Origin of the sequence: Spirosoma foliorum (assembly GCF_014117325.1) — a bacterium.
GTDB lineage: Bacteria > Bacteroidota > Bacteroidia > Cytophagales > Spirosomataceae > Spirosoma > Spirosoma foliorum.
In genome coordinates, this window is the sequence record NZ_CP059732.1 from 4,851,239 (window position 1) to 4,867,368 (window position 16,130).

At 45.6% G+C, this 16,130-nt stretch carries 17 protein-coding genes; 6 read left to right on the top strand and 11 right to left on the bottom strand.

All coding sequences use genetic code 11. The features are described from left to right. Positions 1–109: 109 nt before the first annotated feature. Positions 110–1,153, bottom strand: a complete 1,044-nt coding sequence (locus H3H32_RS20660) for an SMP-30/gluconolactonase/LRE family protein (protein ID WP_182457535.1) — start codon at positions 1,151–1,153, stop codon at positions 110–112. Between the two features lie 285 nt (positions 1,154–1,438). On the opposite strand from H3H32_RS20660, the gene H3H32_RS20665 reads away from it, so the two are divergent. Further along, positions 1,439–2,869 carry a Gfo/Idh/MocA family protein gene (locus H3H32_RS20665; RefSeq protein ID WP_182457536.1) on the top strand — a complete coding sequence of 477 codons (1,431 nt, stop codon included), beginning with the start codon at positions 1,439–1,441 and terminating at the stop codon, positions 2,867–2,869. Between the two features lie 83 nt (positions 2,870–2,952). Here H3H32_RS20665 and H3H32_RS20670 read toward each other — a convergent pair whose 3' ends face one another. Continuing rightward, entirely contained in the window at positions 2,953–5,469 is a 2,517-nt protein-coding gene (locus H3H32_RS20670; protein WP_182457537.1) for a TonB-dependent receptor plug domain-containing protein, read from the bottom strand. A 75-nt stretch (positions 5,470–5,544) separates the two neighbouring features. On the opposite strand from H3H32_RS20670, the gene H3H32_RS20675 reads away from it, so the two are divergent. Continuing rightward, the gene (locus H3H32_RS20675) at positions 5,545–6,195 is read left to right on the top strand and encodes an oxidoreductase (protein WP_182457538.1); all 651 of its coding nucleotides are present in this window, start codon (positions 5,545–5,547) and stop codon (positions 6,193–6,195) included. 167 nt (positions 6,196–6,362) lie between these two features. Next, a complete protein-coding gene (locus H3H32_RS20680) occupies positions 6,363–6,719 on the top strand; it encodes a hypothetical protein (protein WP_240543432.1) in 357 nt (118 codons plus the stop codon). 81 nt (positions 6,720–6,800) lie between these two features. Here H3H32_RS20680 and H3H32_RS20685 read toward each other — a convergent pair whose 3' ends face one another. Beyond that, positions 6,801–8,027 (bottom strand): DUF6786 family protein, encoded by a 1,227-nt coding sequence (locus H3H32_RS20685; protein ID WP_182457540.1) that lies wholly within the window; start codon positions 8,025–8,027, stop codon positions 6,801–6,803. Positions 8,028–8,133: 106 nt separating this feature from the next. On the opposite strand from H3H32_RS20685, the gene H3H32_RS20690 reads away from it, so the two are divergent. Together H3H32_RS20690 and H3H32_RS20695 are read left to right on the top strand one after the other, a co-directional pair. Next, positions 8,134–8,568 (top strand): GNAT family N-acetyltransferase, encoded by a 435-nt coding sequence (locus H3H32_RS20690; protein WP_240543433.1) that lies wholly within the window; start codon positions 8,134–8,136, stop codon positions 8,566–8,568. Beyond that, positions 8,568–9,482: a serine hydrolase gene (locus tag H3H32_RS20695; protein ID WP_182457542.1), complete on the top strand. Its 915-nt coding sequence runs from the start codon at positions 8,568–8,570 to the stop codon at positions 9,480–9,482. Before H3H32_RS20690 ends, H3H32_RS20695 begins: the two co-directional genes overlap by 1 nt. Positions 9,483–9,541: 59 nt before the next feature. On the opposite strand, the gene atpH is transcribed toward H3H32_RS20695, so the two are convergent. The 8 genes from atpH to H3H32_RS20735 all read right to left on the bottom strand — a co-directional run bounded on the left by atpH (position 9,542) and on the right by H3H32_RS20735 (position 13,678). Beyond that, the gene (atpH, locus tag H3H32_RS20700) at positions 9,542–10,081 is read right to left on the bottom strand and encodes an ATP synthase F1 subunit delta (protein WP_182457543.1); all 540 of its coding nucleotides are present in this window, start codon (positions 10,079–10,081) and stop codon (positions 9,542–9,544) included. A 7-nt stretch (positions 10,082–10,088) separates the two neighbouring features. Beyond that, positions 10,089–10,583 carry a F0F1 ATP synthase subunit B gene (gene atpF, locus H3H32_RS20705; protein WP_182457544.1) on the bottom strand — a complete coding sequence of 165 codons (495 nt, stop codon included), beginning with the start codon at positions 10,581–10,583 and terminating at the stop codon, positions 10,089–10,091. Positions 10,584–10,823: 240 nt separating this feature from the next. Beyond that, positions 10,824–11,081, bottom strand: coding sequence for an ATP synthase F0 subunit C (gene atpE, locus H3H32_RS20710; RefSeq protein ID WP_082111625.1), 258 nt, complete (start codon positions 11,079–11,081; stop codon positions 10,824–10,826). Between the two features lie 106 nt (positions 11,082–11,187). Then, the gene (gene atpB / locus H3H32_RS20715; RefSeq protein WP_182457545.1) at positions 11,188–12,303 is read right to left on the bottom strand and encodes a F0F1 ATP synthase subunit A; all 1,116 of its coding nucleotides are present in this window, start codon (positions 12,301–12,303) and stop codon (positions 11,188–11,190) included. 19 nt (positions 12,304–12,322) lie between these two features. Further along, positions 12,323–12,685, bottom strand: a complete 363-nt coding sequence (locus H3H32_RS20720; RefSeq protein ID WP_182457546.1) for a hypothetical protein — start codon at positions 12,683–12,685, stop codon at positions 12,323–12,325. Positions 12,686–12,724: 39 nt separating this feature from the next. Continuing rightward, complete coding sequence (locus tag H3H32_RS20725) at positions 12,725–13,066, bottom strand: type II toxin-antitoxin system RelE/ParE family toxin (RefSeq protein ID WP_182457547.1); 342 nt, start codon at positions 13,064–13,066, stop codon at positions 12,725–12,727. Then, complete coding sequence (locus tag H3H32_RS20730; RefSeq protein WP_182457548.1) at positions 13,056–13,277, bottom strand: hypothetical protein; 222 nt, start codon at positions 13,275–13,277, stop codon at positions 13,056–13,058. The genes H3H32_RS20725 and H3H32_RS20730 overlap by 11 nt, the downstream gene beginning before the upstream one ends. 137 nt (positions 13,278–13,414) lie before the next feature. Continuing rightward, complete coding sequence (locus tag H3H32_RS20735; protein ID WP_182457549.1) at positions 13,415–13,678, bottom strand: AtpZ/AtpI family protein; 264 nt, start codon at positions 13,676–13,678, stop codon at positions 13,415–13,417. Positions 13,679–13,793: 115 nt separating this feature from the next. On the opposite strand from H3H32_RS20735, the gene porW reads away from it, so the two are divergent. Further along, positions 13,794–16,043, top strand: coding sequence for a type IX secretion system periplasmic lipoprotein PorW/SprE (gene porW, locus H3H32_RS20740; RefSeq protein WP_182457550.1), 2,250 nt, complete (start codon positions 13,794–13,796; stop codon positions 16,041–16,043). The last annotated feature ends 87 nt before the right edge of the window (positions 16,044–16,130 follow it).

Genomic DNA, 16,130 nt, shown 5'->3' on the forward strand with positions numbered 1-16,130 from the left:
CTTAAGAATGATGAATTATGAATGATAAATGATGATAGTCAGTAAATAAATGAGCTAAAGCCCACCATTTCTTATTCATCATTTATCATTCATAATTCATCATTACATCTCACCATCCCTTAGCAAACGTTCGAATCCGGCAGAGATACATATCGGCGGTGATATAAAGTGTAGATCCGTCGTCACCCCAGGCGCAGTTGGCCGTAGCACCGCCAATTTTGAGGTGTCCCAGAAAATCATAGGGGCCTGTTCCCTGTGTTGGAGCCAGAACCAGAACACCTCCCCCACCTGTTACCCAAAGGTTTCCGTCACGATCGACTTTCATACCATCGAAACCACCTTCAAGGTTTTGCTTTTTCATCTGCTCCGGGCCAAACACAATACGTCCTTTGCCTACGGAACCATCGGGTTGGATTGGATAGGCCATTACAACCGGACGTAATGGGTCTGACTGAGCCACAAACAGTATTTTCTCATCGGGCGATAGCGCGATTCCATTAGGGCGTGTCAGATCACCGACAACAATAGAAACTACCCCTGGTACACCAGCCCGTTCGGGTGCGATGCGATAAACACCCCATCCATCCGTTTCCCGACCCGGATCTTTTTCTTTCTTCGGCATTCCATATGGTGGATCAGTGAAGTAATAGCTGCCGTTCGAGTGAGCAACTACATCATTAGGGCTGTTGAACCGCTTGCCATTGTAGTTATCCGCTAACGTTCGTTTACCGCCAGCACCCGTCATCGACATAGCCGTAACACGCCGATCGCCATGTTCGCAGGCAATTAGTCGTCCTTGTTTGTCAATGGTCAGACCGTTGGAACCGGGTTCATCGCTGTAAGGGCCGAGGCCCGTATAACCGGAGGGTTTCAAAAACGGCGTGACGCCTTCTTTATCGGTCCATTTGAAAATAGTATTCTTCGGCACATCCGAGAAGAGCAGATAAGCTTCATTTTTCACCCAAATCGGGCCTTCGGTCCAATCAAAGCCACTCGCCAGTACCTCAATTTTGGCATCTGCGGATACAAGTTTGTCTAATCGCGGATCAGCCTTCACAATCTGACCGATGGTAGGAAATGGCGTTGTTTGGGCACTGGCTGAGCTCAGAACAAGGCCCAGCCAGCCTACTAGTAGTAACGGTTTTGATTTCATGGTTAATGTCAGGAATTTAGCTCAATGGTACGATGAATTTGGGGTACAGCCAATAGAAAAGACCAGGAAAGGTTACTTTCTAATGATCCTTTTCACTAGGACGATGGAGTGCGCCAATAAGACACAGAAATAGCTTCTTTTTCAACACGGATAGTATCTTTTTCTCTATTTTGCGTAGTTAAATAATGCATAAACCAGATTGCGTATAAAATCAGTTAGTCCGGTTCTATTCCTGAAAACATACCGTATTTTTAAAGGCATTTTCTAAATTCTCAACAGTATCTCATGATAAAGAATAACAAAGGGGCCTCTTCCTCGGCTAATGAAGAAAACAACTCTCGACGGACGTTTCTGAAAACCCTTGGTATTGCCGGTACAGCTGCTGCCGCTGCGCCCGCTGCACTTGCCGAAACCCCAATTGCCGCTCCCCAGTATTTAAATCTGGTTCGTAGTCACTCCAGCACATCAGCCAACGACAAAGTGCGGATTGCGCTCATTGGTACGGGAGGCATGGGCATTGGCGATATGCAAACTGCGCTCATGGTCGATGGTGTTGAGATGGTTGCTGCTTGTGATTTGTACGACGGTCGACTACGTCGGGCCAAGGAGCTTTGGGGCGACCAACTGCCTGTAACGAAGGACTACCGCCAGATTCTGGAACGCAAAGATGTTGATGCCGTAATTAATGCGACAACGGACCACTGGCACGAAAAAATTTCCTCGGATGCGATGCGCAAAGGCAAGCACGTGTATTGCGAAAAACCGATGGTCCAGAAAGTTGAGGACGGCCACACGCTGATAAAAGTATCCAAAGAAACCGGTAAGGTTTTTCAGGTAGGTAGCCAGTTTGCCAGCTCATTGCTGATTGCCAAGGCTCGTGAACTGATGAAAGCCGGAGACATTGGCGAACTCGTATTTGCCGAAGCCATCTACGATCGCCACAGTGCGATGGGTGCCTGGCAATATTCGGTTCCACCCGATGCATCGCCCCAAACCGTTGACTGGGATACGTATCTGGGCAGTGCCCCCAAGCGTCCCTGGGACCCGCTCCGTTTTTTCCGGTGGCGGAATTATCAGGACTACGGCACTGGCATTGCGGGTGACCTGTACGTTCACTTACTAACCTCATTACACTGCATTACAGGCTCTAAAGGTCCAAACCGGGTGTATTCAACGGGAGGAACACGCTACTGGAAAGATGGTCGTGATGTACCCGACATTCAGTTAAGTATTTATGATTATGGCAAAACAGCCGAACATCCCGAGTTTAACTTAACTACGCGCTCCAATTTCGTTGATGGTGGTGGTGGTAATTATCTGGTTCGGATTGTGGGTACCGAAGGGGATCTATCACTCGGCTTCGATTCACTGACCGTGCATCGGAACAAGTTCCCGAAGGCGCCCGGCATGTCGATCGACAATTTCCCGAAAGACCAGAAAGAGTTGTACATCGCCGAATACAACAAGCTATACCCACAAGTGCCAGAATTGGTTGGTCCAAAGGAGTTTAAATACAGTTTCCCGAAAGAATATAAAGGCGACCGTTACGAACACTTTGCCAATTTCTTCAACTCGGTCCGTACGGGTGCGCCAAACATCGAAGACGCTACGTTTGGTCTGCGGGCTTGTGGGCCAACTCAGTGTGGCAACATCAGTTACTTCCAGAAAAAAGTAATGAACTGGGACCCGATCAATATGAAAATCCTAAACGCCTAAACGACTTAGTGGGCGTTTATTGAGCTGTTTACGTGGGGTCAGGTTCTCAAACCTGACCCTTGTTCTCAAACCTGACCCTTTTTTTATTCAGCCTTTACAATCGTTTTCCCAACGCCCGGCATGCCACTAACGGTTATGCCTTCTGCCTGCAATCGAACGGTTGTCTTGGCATCTGATGTAAAAAAAGACACCGTTGCTTTTCCATCTGCGTCGGTCTGAATCATGGGATTCCAGAATAAAGTAGTGCGATAGTCAGGCCTTACATGTTCTGGTTTCTTAACATCGTAGCGTGGTGCGTAAAACTCCCGAAGCGGTGCATAGCCAGGCAATTTGGCCACCAGCGTACCCGGAGTGACTTCCTGACTCAGATCATAGTTCGGGTTGCCTCGCTTTGTCAGAATTGAAATAACGCCCCCGGATGCCCGTGAGCCATAAATAGCCGCCGACGCCCCTTTTAGCACATCAACTCGCTCAACGTCCTGAACCGAAATACCCAGTATTGCCTGCAAATCCATTGGCATGCCATCCAGAACAAACAATGGGGAGATGGGACCATTAAAATTAGCGGCTCCTCGAATCTGCACCCGCGCGTTAAACCCGTTACCCGTTACATTCACGCCCGCAACCTGCCCCTGAATAACATCCAGAATCGTCATTCGCCCAGCGGTGTTCTGCGACGTAAATTTAACGCTGGCGTCTGGCGTCCCATAAATCACTCTGGAATCGGCTTCCTGATATTTCTTTGCTTTTACCGTAACCGTCTGCAACAATACCTCACCATTCCGTCGAATTTGCCGCTCTATTTCCTGATATTCTTTTGTTCTTCGGATAAATTCTGCCAACTCATCGCGTCGGAATTCCAGTGGGTTATATGGAACCTTCGTGATGGTTACCGTTGGCATTAGCAGTTGATCGAGCGAAATCGCCAATGCCCGATTCGCTTTGCCTTTGACACCCTGAATTAGCACAGTAGTTGTATCCGTAAAATCGAGATCATACGCCCCGAAATTTCCAGCGTCATCGGTTTCACCAAGTAAAAAATCCCGCCGATCTCCCGTACCTGCACTATCTCGTTTGGCCAGTAGAAAGGTGAGTTTCACTTTACCACCAATATCTTTTTGATTAGGACGAACAACGCGGCCTGTCAACGATAAGCCACGCTCAACAAAATGCTTTATTGGTGGAGTGGTTCCGGCTAACACATCGGTCCAGACAAAGCGTCGCCAACCCTGAGTCATCAATAAGAGGTCTAGCTTCATCCAGCGTTCTAAATTCAACGGATTAAAATAATAACCAGGTTGTTCAACCGTCCCCGTCAGATCGGACGAGAGCAGTAAATGGGATACAATCGTAGCGCTGCCTGAGTCGGCTTCGGGGGATAGGTGTGCATCAACCGCAGCCAGCGACACGTTAGCCGAAACGGGCTTGCCCTGTGCATTCGTCGTGCTAATGGTCAGATCTACTTTCTCTCGATTTTTGTACGTCTTTTTATCAGGAGCCAGCGTAATCGAAAGCTGCTCGTTCTTATTGATAAAAACTAGTCGTTCACCCACCGGCTTCTGCGTCTCATCGAATACCGTGAGCTGCGAAATACCTTCGGGAAAGTTATTCCTTGGGAGTTGAATCAACGACGTTTTTTTGGCAATAGGTATGTTCACTACATGAATAACCTGTCCGCGTGTCTGTGCCAAAAGAGTCAATTTTGCGGTAGCATCGGCACTAGTTTTATTATGTCGAACATAAACTTTAATGTTCTCCTTATGGCTCAGATTATCAACCTGCATAACAACTCCCTGCGTTTGCACAGCAGGCAAGGAGTACGACAACGTTGTACCATCACCGAGTCGCAAACTAGCCGTGTATGTCTGCCCGGCTTCGGGGTTAATTGTAAAATAACCCATGCCCAAATGAGTACTGGTAAAGCCGATAACCGTATCCTTTTTCGCATTCAGAATAAAACCCTCTACAGGTATGCCCAGGCCGAACGCATCGATCGCTTTAAAAGCCACTCGACTTTCAATGCCTTCTACCAATTGGCCACCTTCGGGCAAAAACTGAACATCCGGTCGGTTCTGTGTACTTCTTTGTTGTCGGACATTCGTTGCAACTCCATTCGCGGATTCAGCATTAGCCACGTCTGCCCCAAGAATCGTTATGGTTTTCGAGAAGAAATAGGCATCGGGATAGTTACGCATGAAGTTGGTATAGCCCCGGAGCTGGTAAGTCCCGGCAGCTACCGAGTCAGGCAAGAAGAGTTGCCCAGGTGCATAACCAGCGGTTGCCCGGAGCTGCATTCGTAAGCGAACGCGCTGGGCAATAGGGTCTACCAGATCAATATATAACACTCGGCTAACACTATCGGCTTCATGCGTTGCCCCGTTCATCAGGTAGCCTTTCAACCAAATCGTTTCGCCAACAAGATATGCATCACGATCTGTATGGACATACACCTTCTCCGTGGGGTGCTGCTGGTTATATGTCTGGAAGCGCTCAACCAGCAGTTTACTAAAATCACCATCATCGATAAAGCAAACCGCCGACAGTGACACAACAACAAGCGAAATACCAAGTCTGACTCGATTTAAAAAAGTAAGACGCATAGAATAGATTTTGGAGTGAATAGACTTCGTTAACAAATGAAGCAACTAAATTAGCGGAAATACCCTCTTTTTACCATGACTAACCCTACTCATAAGACAGCATTAGTGATTGGCGCTACGGGACTCATTGGTGATCTGCTCACTCATCGACTTGTCGACTCCCCATTTTATCACAACGTAAAAGTACTGGTTCGCAAATCATTAGGCTGGCAGCACCCGCGCTTACAGGAAGTGCTGTTTGATTTCGATCACCCAAATGGTCTTCTTACGCAAGCGGATGATGTTTATTGCTGTTTGGGAACAACGATTAAAAAAGCGGGGTCAAAAGAGGCTTTCCGAAAAGTAGATTACCAGTATCCAATGGATATTGCCCGATTAAGTCTGGCTAATGGCGCCAAACAATTTGCCATCGTTACCGCTATGGGAGCAAATTCTGGCTCTTCCTTTTTCTACAACCGGGTCAAAGGCGACGTAGAGCGCGATCTGTCAACGTTGAACTATCCAACCTTACTTATTTTTCGGCCCTCACTCCTACTCGGCAACCGCTCCGAATCGCGCTTCGGTGAGCGATTGGCAGCCGGGGCTATGCGCCTGTTCAGTCCGTTCATTCCAGCCAGATACAAAGGGGTAGATGCGGGGAAAGTAGCCAATGCCATGCTAGAAACAGCCCAACAGGGTCTGATTGGCCAGCATGTTTTTGAGTCCGATGCTTTGCAGGAGTTTTAGAGGGTCGCTTTTAGTCTTCATTCAACAACAGAGTCACGAGAAGCACAGAGTTGAGTAAATCTAAAAAGCTGATGCTCTGGACATTGTCCAACATAATGTTAGATTATATAGACTTATCTTACCACTAGGAAATGCATAAATCTTTTTTGATAATTCTACTCTGCTGGTTGACTAACTCAATCGTTGCACAAGCGCAACTAATTGTAGGAGGGGTTAATATAGATACGTTAAATATTCAATATATTGAGTTGATTGGCTATAAACGTTCAAGTCTCGAAACCAGTGTTTGGATTGATTTTGGTAGGGGGTTCGACGGCTATAAAGCAAGCGAATTCCTGAAACCCATTAACAATCACCAGAGCGTACGATTTTTCTCTATCGTTGAAGCCCTCAACTATGTCTATAAAAATGGGTGGGAGTTAGTCACTATTGATGGAACCTCAACTGTACCTTCATCGACTGTCTATCATCGTTATATCTTACGCAGGAGAAATCAAGCTGTCAAGCAAGTCAATCAGCGCTAATAATACTGTAGGTTATAACAGACTAATTATAAAACATAGTCTCCTCATAATGCGCGCTCCGTGCAATTGTGTTTAAACTCATCAGTTTATCGACGCTAAGTCGGTATGCAATAGTCGTAGTGCGAGTTGATTTAGTTGCTGTTCCGAGCCCTGAAGGTGAAACGTTGTGTGTCGATGCTGGCGTTTCGAGCCGGGAGCCAGATTAGCCGCTGGCGATGAGGATTCTAGCTCGTAAAAATGCCCCATCTGCGGTTGCCCTGGCTTCATAGGACCATCGTTATATGCGTTAAGTACATCGCCAGAATAGGGATCTTTTTGGTGTTCCCAGGCAGAGTTGACATACTGTCGATCATTCAGGTCAAAATCGTAGGTGACCAGTGTTAATGTTTTCGTGGCGGAGTCATAGCTACCAATCCAATTCGTAGCCCGGGCAGGCGAAACGCCAATTTTACTACGGTACTTTGCATCAGCTTTAAACTGCGCAGCCGTTTTCCCCATCTGTAATCGATCAGCGGGTACTTTCCCGAAATACGCATCATTAACGGGTTGCCCATCCCCTTCCCGATAGGGCACGATAATCATGGACTCGGGCGACGCATTCATCATCCCCAAAATCCAGATTGACGGCATTCCGGTTTGAGCTTCCCAAGCCTTTTTCCCTTTGTTTGTAATAACATTGTCCGACTGAATGCCAACCGCTTTTAACGAATCGGTAGCAATAGCCAATTGCCGTTCAATTTCCGATTTATCTAAGAGCTTGATCGTTCGTTCAATACCGATATCGAATTGCGTTCCCGAATAATTAACCAGCGATACATTTTTGGAAAAGGTGGCTATTGTTTTGGTGGTGCTAACGATTTCGAACGGTTCAGAGTCGATGGCTGCTGGTGTTTGCCAGTGGTCACCATCAAACGGATCGCCTTTTTTAAAATAAAGCGCATATTGTCCACCTTCAGGCCCTAACCAGAAACGGTCTTCGCCCCCAAACGCATTCATGTGTGGCAGAAGTTTGCCGGATTTAATCAGTTCGTAGTTGATCCATCCATAACTGGCTTGCCCATCGGCCGTCGTCGTCATTACCCGTCCCTGATAGGCGGGGCAAATTAGGGCGCGGGCTTCTCCTAATGCTAATTCAACTAAATCGGAATGGTGCTCTTGTAAAAACTGTCGGTCGTTAGCGTACATATTCGTTGTAGGAACTTGGGAAATTGAATCGGCAGAGGTGACTTGTTCGTTGGTCGATGCGGTTTTTCGAGTAGAACAGGCGATCAGCAAACCGCTAAAAATGAGTGCGATGATTTTGTTCATAAGAAATTCAATGTGCAATCTGAAAAATGCTGAACTTGAACAGGCATTTTCGTAGCCACATGCATCTCTATAAATTACAGTGACGCCCCAATCTACTTTCGCAAATTTGATACAAATCAGAACTGCTGCCTCAACCGATGAGCCAATCGTTTATAGTTTTTTATGCGATTTAGAAGAAACCATACTGGAGCGGGCAGCTTTCGGAATGGTTTACCAACAAAATCTGGCGAATCCATCTATACATTATCTGGTAGCGGAGCAGCAAGGTGATGTAATTGGCTTCATTAGTTGTCATGTGCAGTATTTACTTCATCACTGTGGAAAAGTGGGCGAAATTCAGGAATTATACGTTCGGCCCGATCTCCGGAATCAGCGTATCGGACATGAGCTTGTCTCGGCATTAGATGCGCTGGCAATTCGCGAGAATCTTGTTAATCTGGAAGTAACCACTAATCAAAAACGGCTGGATACCGTTCGATTTTACGAACGCGAATCCTTTCAAAAAACGCACTTTAAATTGGTCAAACCCATTCAACGCTAATGCGCCTTATCGTCCTCTATCTATTATTTACTCTACATACGCTCATAGCCAACTGCCAGCCATCAGCACGAAACGATGTCGCTCTGGAACGAAAACTTATGGCTGCTCTCGCCAATTTTCGGGGAGATGTAGGTATATATGTGCGGAATCTTCGCACAGGTAAAACTGTCGCTATTAATGCTGATACGCTATTTCCCACGGCCAGCATGATCAAAATTCCGATCCAATGCGGCCTGTTCGACAAAATTCACAAAGGTGAGTTAGCGTATGATCAGGAATTAACCTACAAAGACTCGCTACACTACGACGACGGCATTGTGGGTTCCCTAAAAGACGGTACTAAGATTAGCCTTAACAAAGTAGTCATGCTGATGGAAACCGTCAGCGATAATACCGGAAGTTTATGGTGCCAGGCACTGGCTGGCGGAGGAACGGCAATCAATAATTGGCTCGAAACGAGTGGTTTTCATCAAACTCGTGTCAACTCTCGAACTCCAGGCCGGGAAGGGAACCGCACGCAGTATGGCTGGGGGCAAACCACTCCGCGAGAAATGGCCGAATTACTCACCTACATTCGTCAGGGAAAAGCCATAAGTCCGGATGCCAGCGAAGAAATGTATCGGAATTTAGGGCGTCAATTTTGGGATAACGATGGGTTGTCGCAGATTCCACCCGATATAAAAACAGCCTGTAAAAATGGGGCCGTCAATCAATCTCGGTCAGAGGTTGTGTTTGTTCACGCTCCGCATGGTGAGTACGTATACTGTGTTATAACGAAGAATCAAAAAGACGAAAGCTGGGAGCGCACCAATGAAGGATATTCCTTATTGCGTACGGTGTCGTCAATACTCTGGCACTATTTTGAGCCTAAATCAAGTTGGAAACCAGTTGAAGGATATGAAAAATGGTGGTAAACAAAAGCGCCGATTCTTCAGCAGAATCGGCGCTTTTAAGTAGGCAATGAATTTATCCTTTAGTTCAGAAACTGCAACCGTAGTTCGTTCAGCTGGCTGCGGATAGAACCATCAATCTGCTGGTCGCCAACGCGTAAAACGTAGCCTCCAATCAGACGAGAATCGATTTTTTCTTCTAATTCAACCAATTTACTACCCGTCGTTTTCATAACCATTGCTTTGAACTTAGTCCGCAGTTCTTCGGTAAGGGGAACAGTGGTAATAACGGTTGCCCGATCAACACCTTTCAGGCGATCGTATTGGTTGATGAACTCGTCGGCGATCGCGTCCATGATAGGCTCACGATTTTTCTTCGCGATGATTTCAAAAAATGACATCGTGACCGGATCGACGCGGCTAGCGAAAACGGCTTTCAAAACAGCGTTTTTCTTTTCAGCCCGAACGATCGGGTTCTTCAACATGAGCAACAATGGCCGACTACCCGCCAATGTGTTTTTAAAGAAGACCATGTCTTTATACATGGTCTCAATCAAGCCTTTTTCCCGAGCCAAATCCAATAACGATTTAGCATAGCGAGCGGCTACAGTAGCAACTGCCATAATCGAATTAGTTTAAGCGTGAATTGGCAACCAGATCGCTCACCAGTTTCTCCTGTGCTGATTTATCACTAAGTTCTTTCCGAAGAACTTTCTCAGCAATATCAAGCGACAGCGTAACAACTTCTTTTTTCATTTGCATCACCAACGCCTGACGTTCGTTCTGCATCGATTCACGAGCTTGCTCCAGAATCCGTTTGCCTTCCGACTCCGCTTTATCACGAGAATCGGCGAGCATTTTATCAGCAGTTTCTTTAGCACCGCGCAGAATTGCTTCCCGCTCCGAGCGAGCTTGAGCCAACAATTTTTCGTTATCAGCTTTCAGTGCTGTCATTTCCAGGCGAGTTTTTTCGGCCAGATCAAGCGCACTTTGAATGTTGTTTTCGCGCTCGTTCAGGCTTTCCGTAATAGGTTTCCAGGCAAATGCACGAAGAATCAAAAACAGGCCGAGGAACACTACCACCTGCCAGAATAAAAGACCGAGATCGGGAGTAAGCAAATCCATAGATTTACGTTTTACGATGTGTGATTTACAATATTTTTACGGTCACGACTACCCTTACTCTCTACCTATCTCGTAAATTGTAAATCGTAAATCGTAACTCAATTCAATCTTTTGTTAGAGAATGTTCGCCCATCGGCAAACCCAAACGGGCGAACATTTTCTGAGAATTTGGTGAGCAGTGGAGCCAGTGCCTAATGCAACCAGCCTACTCAAAGGTAACGTCTGTGGCGCTCAGCCCAATTAAGCTGTAGCAACCAGAAGACAAATAACGGCTGCGAACAGAGCAACGGCCTCGATCAGAGCTGCGATGATCAGCATGGCAGTTTGGATACGACCAGCCGCTTCTGGCTGACGAGCGATACCTTCCATTGCACTACCACCAATTTTACCGATACCAAGACCAGCACCGATAGCAGCCAGACCAGCGCCAATAGCAGCACCCATAACCGAAACACTACCCGTAGCTTCTAACAGCATAGAAAACAACATTGCGAACATAACCTTCAAACAGATTTATTAGTGAAACAAAAGATTGCGTATTGATTTACGATTTACGAGGTACGATTTACCAACACATCGTAATTAGTAATGCGACCTTCGTAAATCAGTGCGCTTCTGCGCCTTCGTAACCGATACCGTGGTCAGCTTCATGGTGTTCTTCTACCGCACTACCGATGTACATAGCCGTCAGCAGTGTGAAGATGAACGCTTGTAGAAACGCCACCAATAATTCGATTAAATTCAAAAACAGGGTAAAAAACAGGACAACTGGGCTGATAGCAATGCTGGTTCCCATACCACCCATGTGATTGGCCATGAAAATCAGACCTAACAAACTCAGGATGATGATGTGACCAGCGGTGATGTTAGCGAACAACCGGATCATGAGCGATAATGGCTTCATGAATACGCCTACAATCTCAACCGGAATCATAATGGGCAGCAAAAGAACCGGAACACCCGTTGGCTTCAGAATGTGCAGCCAGTAATGCTTGTTGCCACTGAACGTAACGATCAGGAAGGTGATTACAGACAGCACCAACGTAACAGCAATGTTACCCGTCAGGTTAGCTGCACCGGGTAGCAGACCCAGCAGGTTGTTGATCAGAATGAAGAAGAATAACGTCAGCAGATAAGGCAGAAACTTTGTGTATTTAGGACCAATGCTTGGTTTGGCGATTTCGTCCCGAACGAACAAAATGATAGGTTCCAAAAACGACTGAATACCTTTTGGAGCTTTGCCTTTATTCTTTTTGTAGCCACTGCTAACTGCCGAAAACACCAGGATCATAATAACGGCACTCAACAGTAGGGACGCTACGTTTTTGGTGATTGAGAAGTTGTAGAATTTCGCTTCGTGATCAACCTTGCCTTCTGCATCTACACGATGAATTTTGCCATGCTCATTCTTGTACCCTTCGTATACTTCGCCATGAGCCAGCCGTGATGATGAGAAAACTTCCAGACCCCGATCTTTCGAGTACAAAATTACGGGTAAATGCAAAGTAACACCGTGTGCAAACTCCCAACCATGATCGTCTTTAATGTGGTGCATAATCATTTCACCTACATTAAATTTCCCTTTATGTTCGGCGGCTTTGCCTTCGTGTTGGGCGTGTGCTTCGCCCTCCTGACTATGCTCCTGCGCCTGAGCGCCTACTAACGAACTCAAAATGAGAGCCGTTGCTACTAATAACTTCTTAATTGACGAACGCATCATATGATGTGACAGATCCTTTTTACGAATCGCGTCGCAAGTTACGAGTAAGCGTCCAAATCTCAAAGCCCGTGTAACATATATATAGTACAAGAAAGTCCAAAACGAAGGCTCGGCGTTGCTCAATATGGCGGAATAGAAAAAAACCAACAAAGGCTAGTCCGAGTATTAAACGGGCAACCGTTGCGGCAAGGTAAAGCGGGATGAGTCGCTCCCGATTGTCTTGTAAACCAGTCTCTACCAGCCGTTGAGTTAGAATTGAGACGCTTAGAAAAAAGCCAAGTATAATTTTCCAGTCAGGGTGCAACCAGGGAGAAACCGAATATCGTTCGGCTATGAAAAATACAATTGCTAATATGATGGTAAATAAGAATGTACGAAGCATGAGGCAGGAATAAGCGGAGAAATACAGAGAGGATAAAACTTACTCGCCGAACAAGGTTTCTACGATTTTGAGTAAGACATCTTTCTTTATACTACTCTCTTCCGATTTATCGTAGATCGTAATCAGATAAATATCTATTCCTTCTTCGGCTTCAGTGAGTAGATAGGTAATTACCCGAAAACCGCCACTTTTCCCTTTGCCTTTACTCTTACTGGCTAATCGAACTTTATAAAGCCCTGATCCAAGCGGCTCGCCAGTTTTTGGGGTTTCTGAAATAGTTTCAATGAGGTCATCTAGCTCACTTTCCAATGATACAAATTTCTTTACCAGTCTTTTGTATCGGCTCTCAAAATAAGTCGTTAGCGTTACTCTATTCGCCATCTTTCATCTCTTGCTTGAGGTCGGCGAACGTTCTACGAGGTAGTTTTCCGTCCCGAATCAGCTTCACCTGTTTCAAGCTTTCTTCTATTTCTTCCATCAGTGATAAAGGTTTCTCTTCTTCATCCTCACTGATAATTAGTTTCTTTAATTCTTGCCGAACTCGCTTGGGCAAAACTTTATATTGTTCGTAAATAATTTGGGCAGTACTCATTGAATAAATTAAGCTAGTTGAAGAAAATCAGATTAATCAACTTTCTTGTTATCATAAATAACCTAAATCAATTATACTTAAAATCTTCACAAAGGTACATTTTCCTATAGTCATCTCATCCTCAAGCCAGGAATTGACTATCTTTTTGTCAACTGGCGGATAAATAAATAAAGTGAAGCGCCGATAGCCGTTAGAGATAATGCAATAGTCCAGATAGGTCGACGGTTTTGCTGCCAGGCATCTAGTTTCATACCTGCCCATACGCCGAGGCCGATCGTTCCTAACATTTGAAAGGCGATGCCACTGAACTGAACAAACGACGTTGTTTTTTCAGTCGCTTTCTTTAGTGGATCACTACTTCCAGAAGGCTTAAGGTTGGGTTGCTCAGGTTCGTTTTCCATAGAATTCGCGCTGAAATACAATATGCCGTACAAAATTCGTTAATTTGGCCTAACGTTCCATATTGCCTAACCACTATGAAACGTTTTAATACGAGTGACCACGTGTTATTTTCGAATGTCCCGCTATTTTCGTCATCACCTCTTCCTGTTCTATACGGTCCTTACGACACTGACCGTTGGGCTGAATTCATGTTCGCAATATAGCACCAAGCCCGTCAGCAAAGGGTATCATAACCTGACAGCTCATTTTAATGCCTACGTAATTGCCCGCGATGAAATTGCCCAGGCAGAGCAGGAACTCTTTAAAAAGAGGCAGGAAAACTACAGCCAGTTATTACCCATTCTATTACCGATCGATTCTATACAGACACTATCGGTAAAACCACAGCTAGATGATGCAATAAAAAAGGCTTCGCTTATTCCCGAACGTCATCAAAATAGCAAATGGCTCGATAACGCATATATACTCATTGGCCGGGCGCGGCTGTTAAAACAAGACTTGCCGAACGCGATAGAGGTATTCAAATATGTGAATACCAAAGGAACCAATGAGGACGATAAGCACACGGCCTTAGTTGGTTTAATGCGAGCCTACACTGAAGCGAGCGACTATACGAATGCGCTGAACGTAGCCGAGTATTTGCGAAATCAGCCTCTCAATAAAATCAACACCCGCGACTTTTATCTAACAAAAGCCTACTTACATGAACGACAAGGGGAATATGCAACCGCAGTTGGTATTCTGGATGCCACCTTTCCAGTCTTGAAAAAAGGGGAAGTTACCGCCCGACTACATTTGATTGCAGGGCAATTGTATGATCTGATCGGCCAGCCTGCAAAAGCCGTTGACCACTATAGAAAGGTACTCAAATCAAGACCAACCTACGATCAGTCGTTTTATGCAAACCTCTACGCCATTCAAAGTAATGGCCTGACAGGCGACCAAAAACGAATGGCTCAGTCAAACGAGACATTTGAAGAATTGCTTAAGGATCATAAAAATGCAGATCTGAAAGATAAAATTTACTTCACAATGGGTTTGCTCGAAGCCCGCAGCGGCCGAACTGATAAAGCAATCAAACTCTATAGTCAGTCTATTCAGGCAGCTGGTTCAAATACTCAGCAAGTACCTTACACATATCTGGAAATTGGCAAGCTGTATTTTGAAAAGAAAGCCGACTACACTCATGCAAAAATGTACTATGATAGTGCATTGGCCCTATTACCCAAACAATCCCCCGATTATGCTACGCTCCTGAATCGTAAAAAGACATTGGATGAGTTTGTTCTCTATCAAATAACCATCCGAACCGACGACAGCTTGCTCCACTTGGCCCAACTCGATCCTGCAGCACTTGATAAACAGTTGAATGACGTAATTGCAAAGCAAGAAAAAGCAGACAAAGCACAGGCTGATCTGGCAAAGCAAATTATCGATAAGGCTACCAATGGCAATATTAATTCTGTACCCGGCGCTACAAACTCTAATTTACAGCCTGGCGAACGCTGGATTCTCTATAATCCGGTTAACTTAAGTCAGGGAAGGCAGGAATTTACATCTCGTTGGGGCAACCGTCCTTTAGAAGATAACTGGCGACGTAGTAATAAAGAGTCATCCGAAGCTGTAGCGGGCGTTAATAGTCCTGTTTCGGGGGCTTCGCCGGCTAATTCGGTAAACCCAAACGCCACCTTATCGACTGCGGATGTATCAGGTCCTGTCGCTGATTTAACCAGTCCAGCCGCTGGCCGGAAGGCGAAGAAGGATGCCATGATGGCCAAAATTCCGTTTACAAAAGAAGCACAGACGGCGGCCAATCAACGAATTGAAAATGCGCTTTACAAATTAGGAAAGCTTTACAAATTTCAATTAAACCAGCCTGCCGATGCCATTCCGACATTCGAGCAGTTGTTAACTCGCTATCCAAACACATTACAAAAACCAGAGGTATATTATCTACTTTATCTTTCAAATGAGCAGCTAGGGAAAGCTTCCTCCTGGAAAGATAAATTGCTGGCCGAGTATCCAAATACCTCTTATGCGCGTCTAACAGGTAAAGCGGCTGCTCACACAACCGATTCAGAAGCACAGGCCCTCAAGACCTATACAGCCATTTATGAATTGTATAAGACGAATCCAACGGAAGCATTAGCACGTGCCGAAACAGCCATGAGTGGCATGGCCGGTACGCAGTTAGAAGACAAATTGGCTTTGTTACGAGTTATGTTAATTGGCAAGGTTCAGAATGTGGACGCTTACCGTCAGGCCTTAAATGAATTTGTGCGTGATTACCCAGGCAGTCAGTTACTCCCCCGCGTAAAAGAAATGCAAACTGCTGCTGATCAGGCAACAGCGAAACGAAAATAAAGTAGGTCTTCGGTTTATGGTTTTCGGCCTACAATTATCACAAGCACACTAGCGAAAACTGTAAACCGAAAACCATAAATCTAGGAA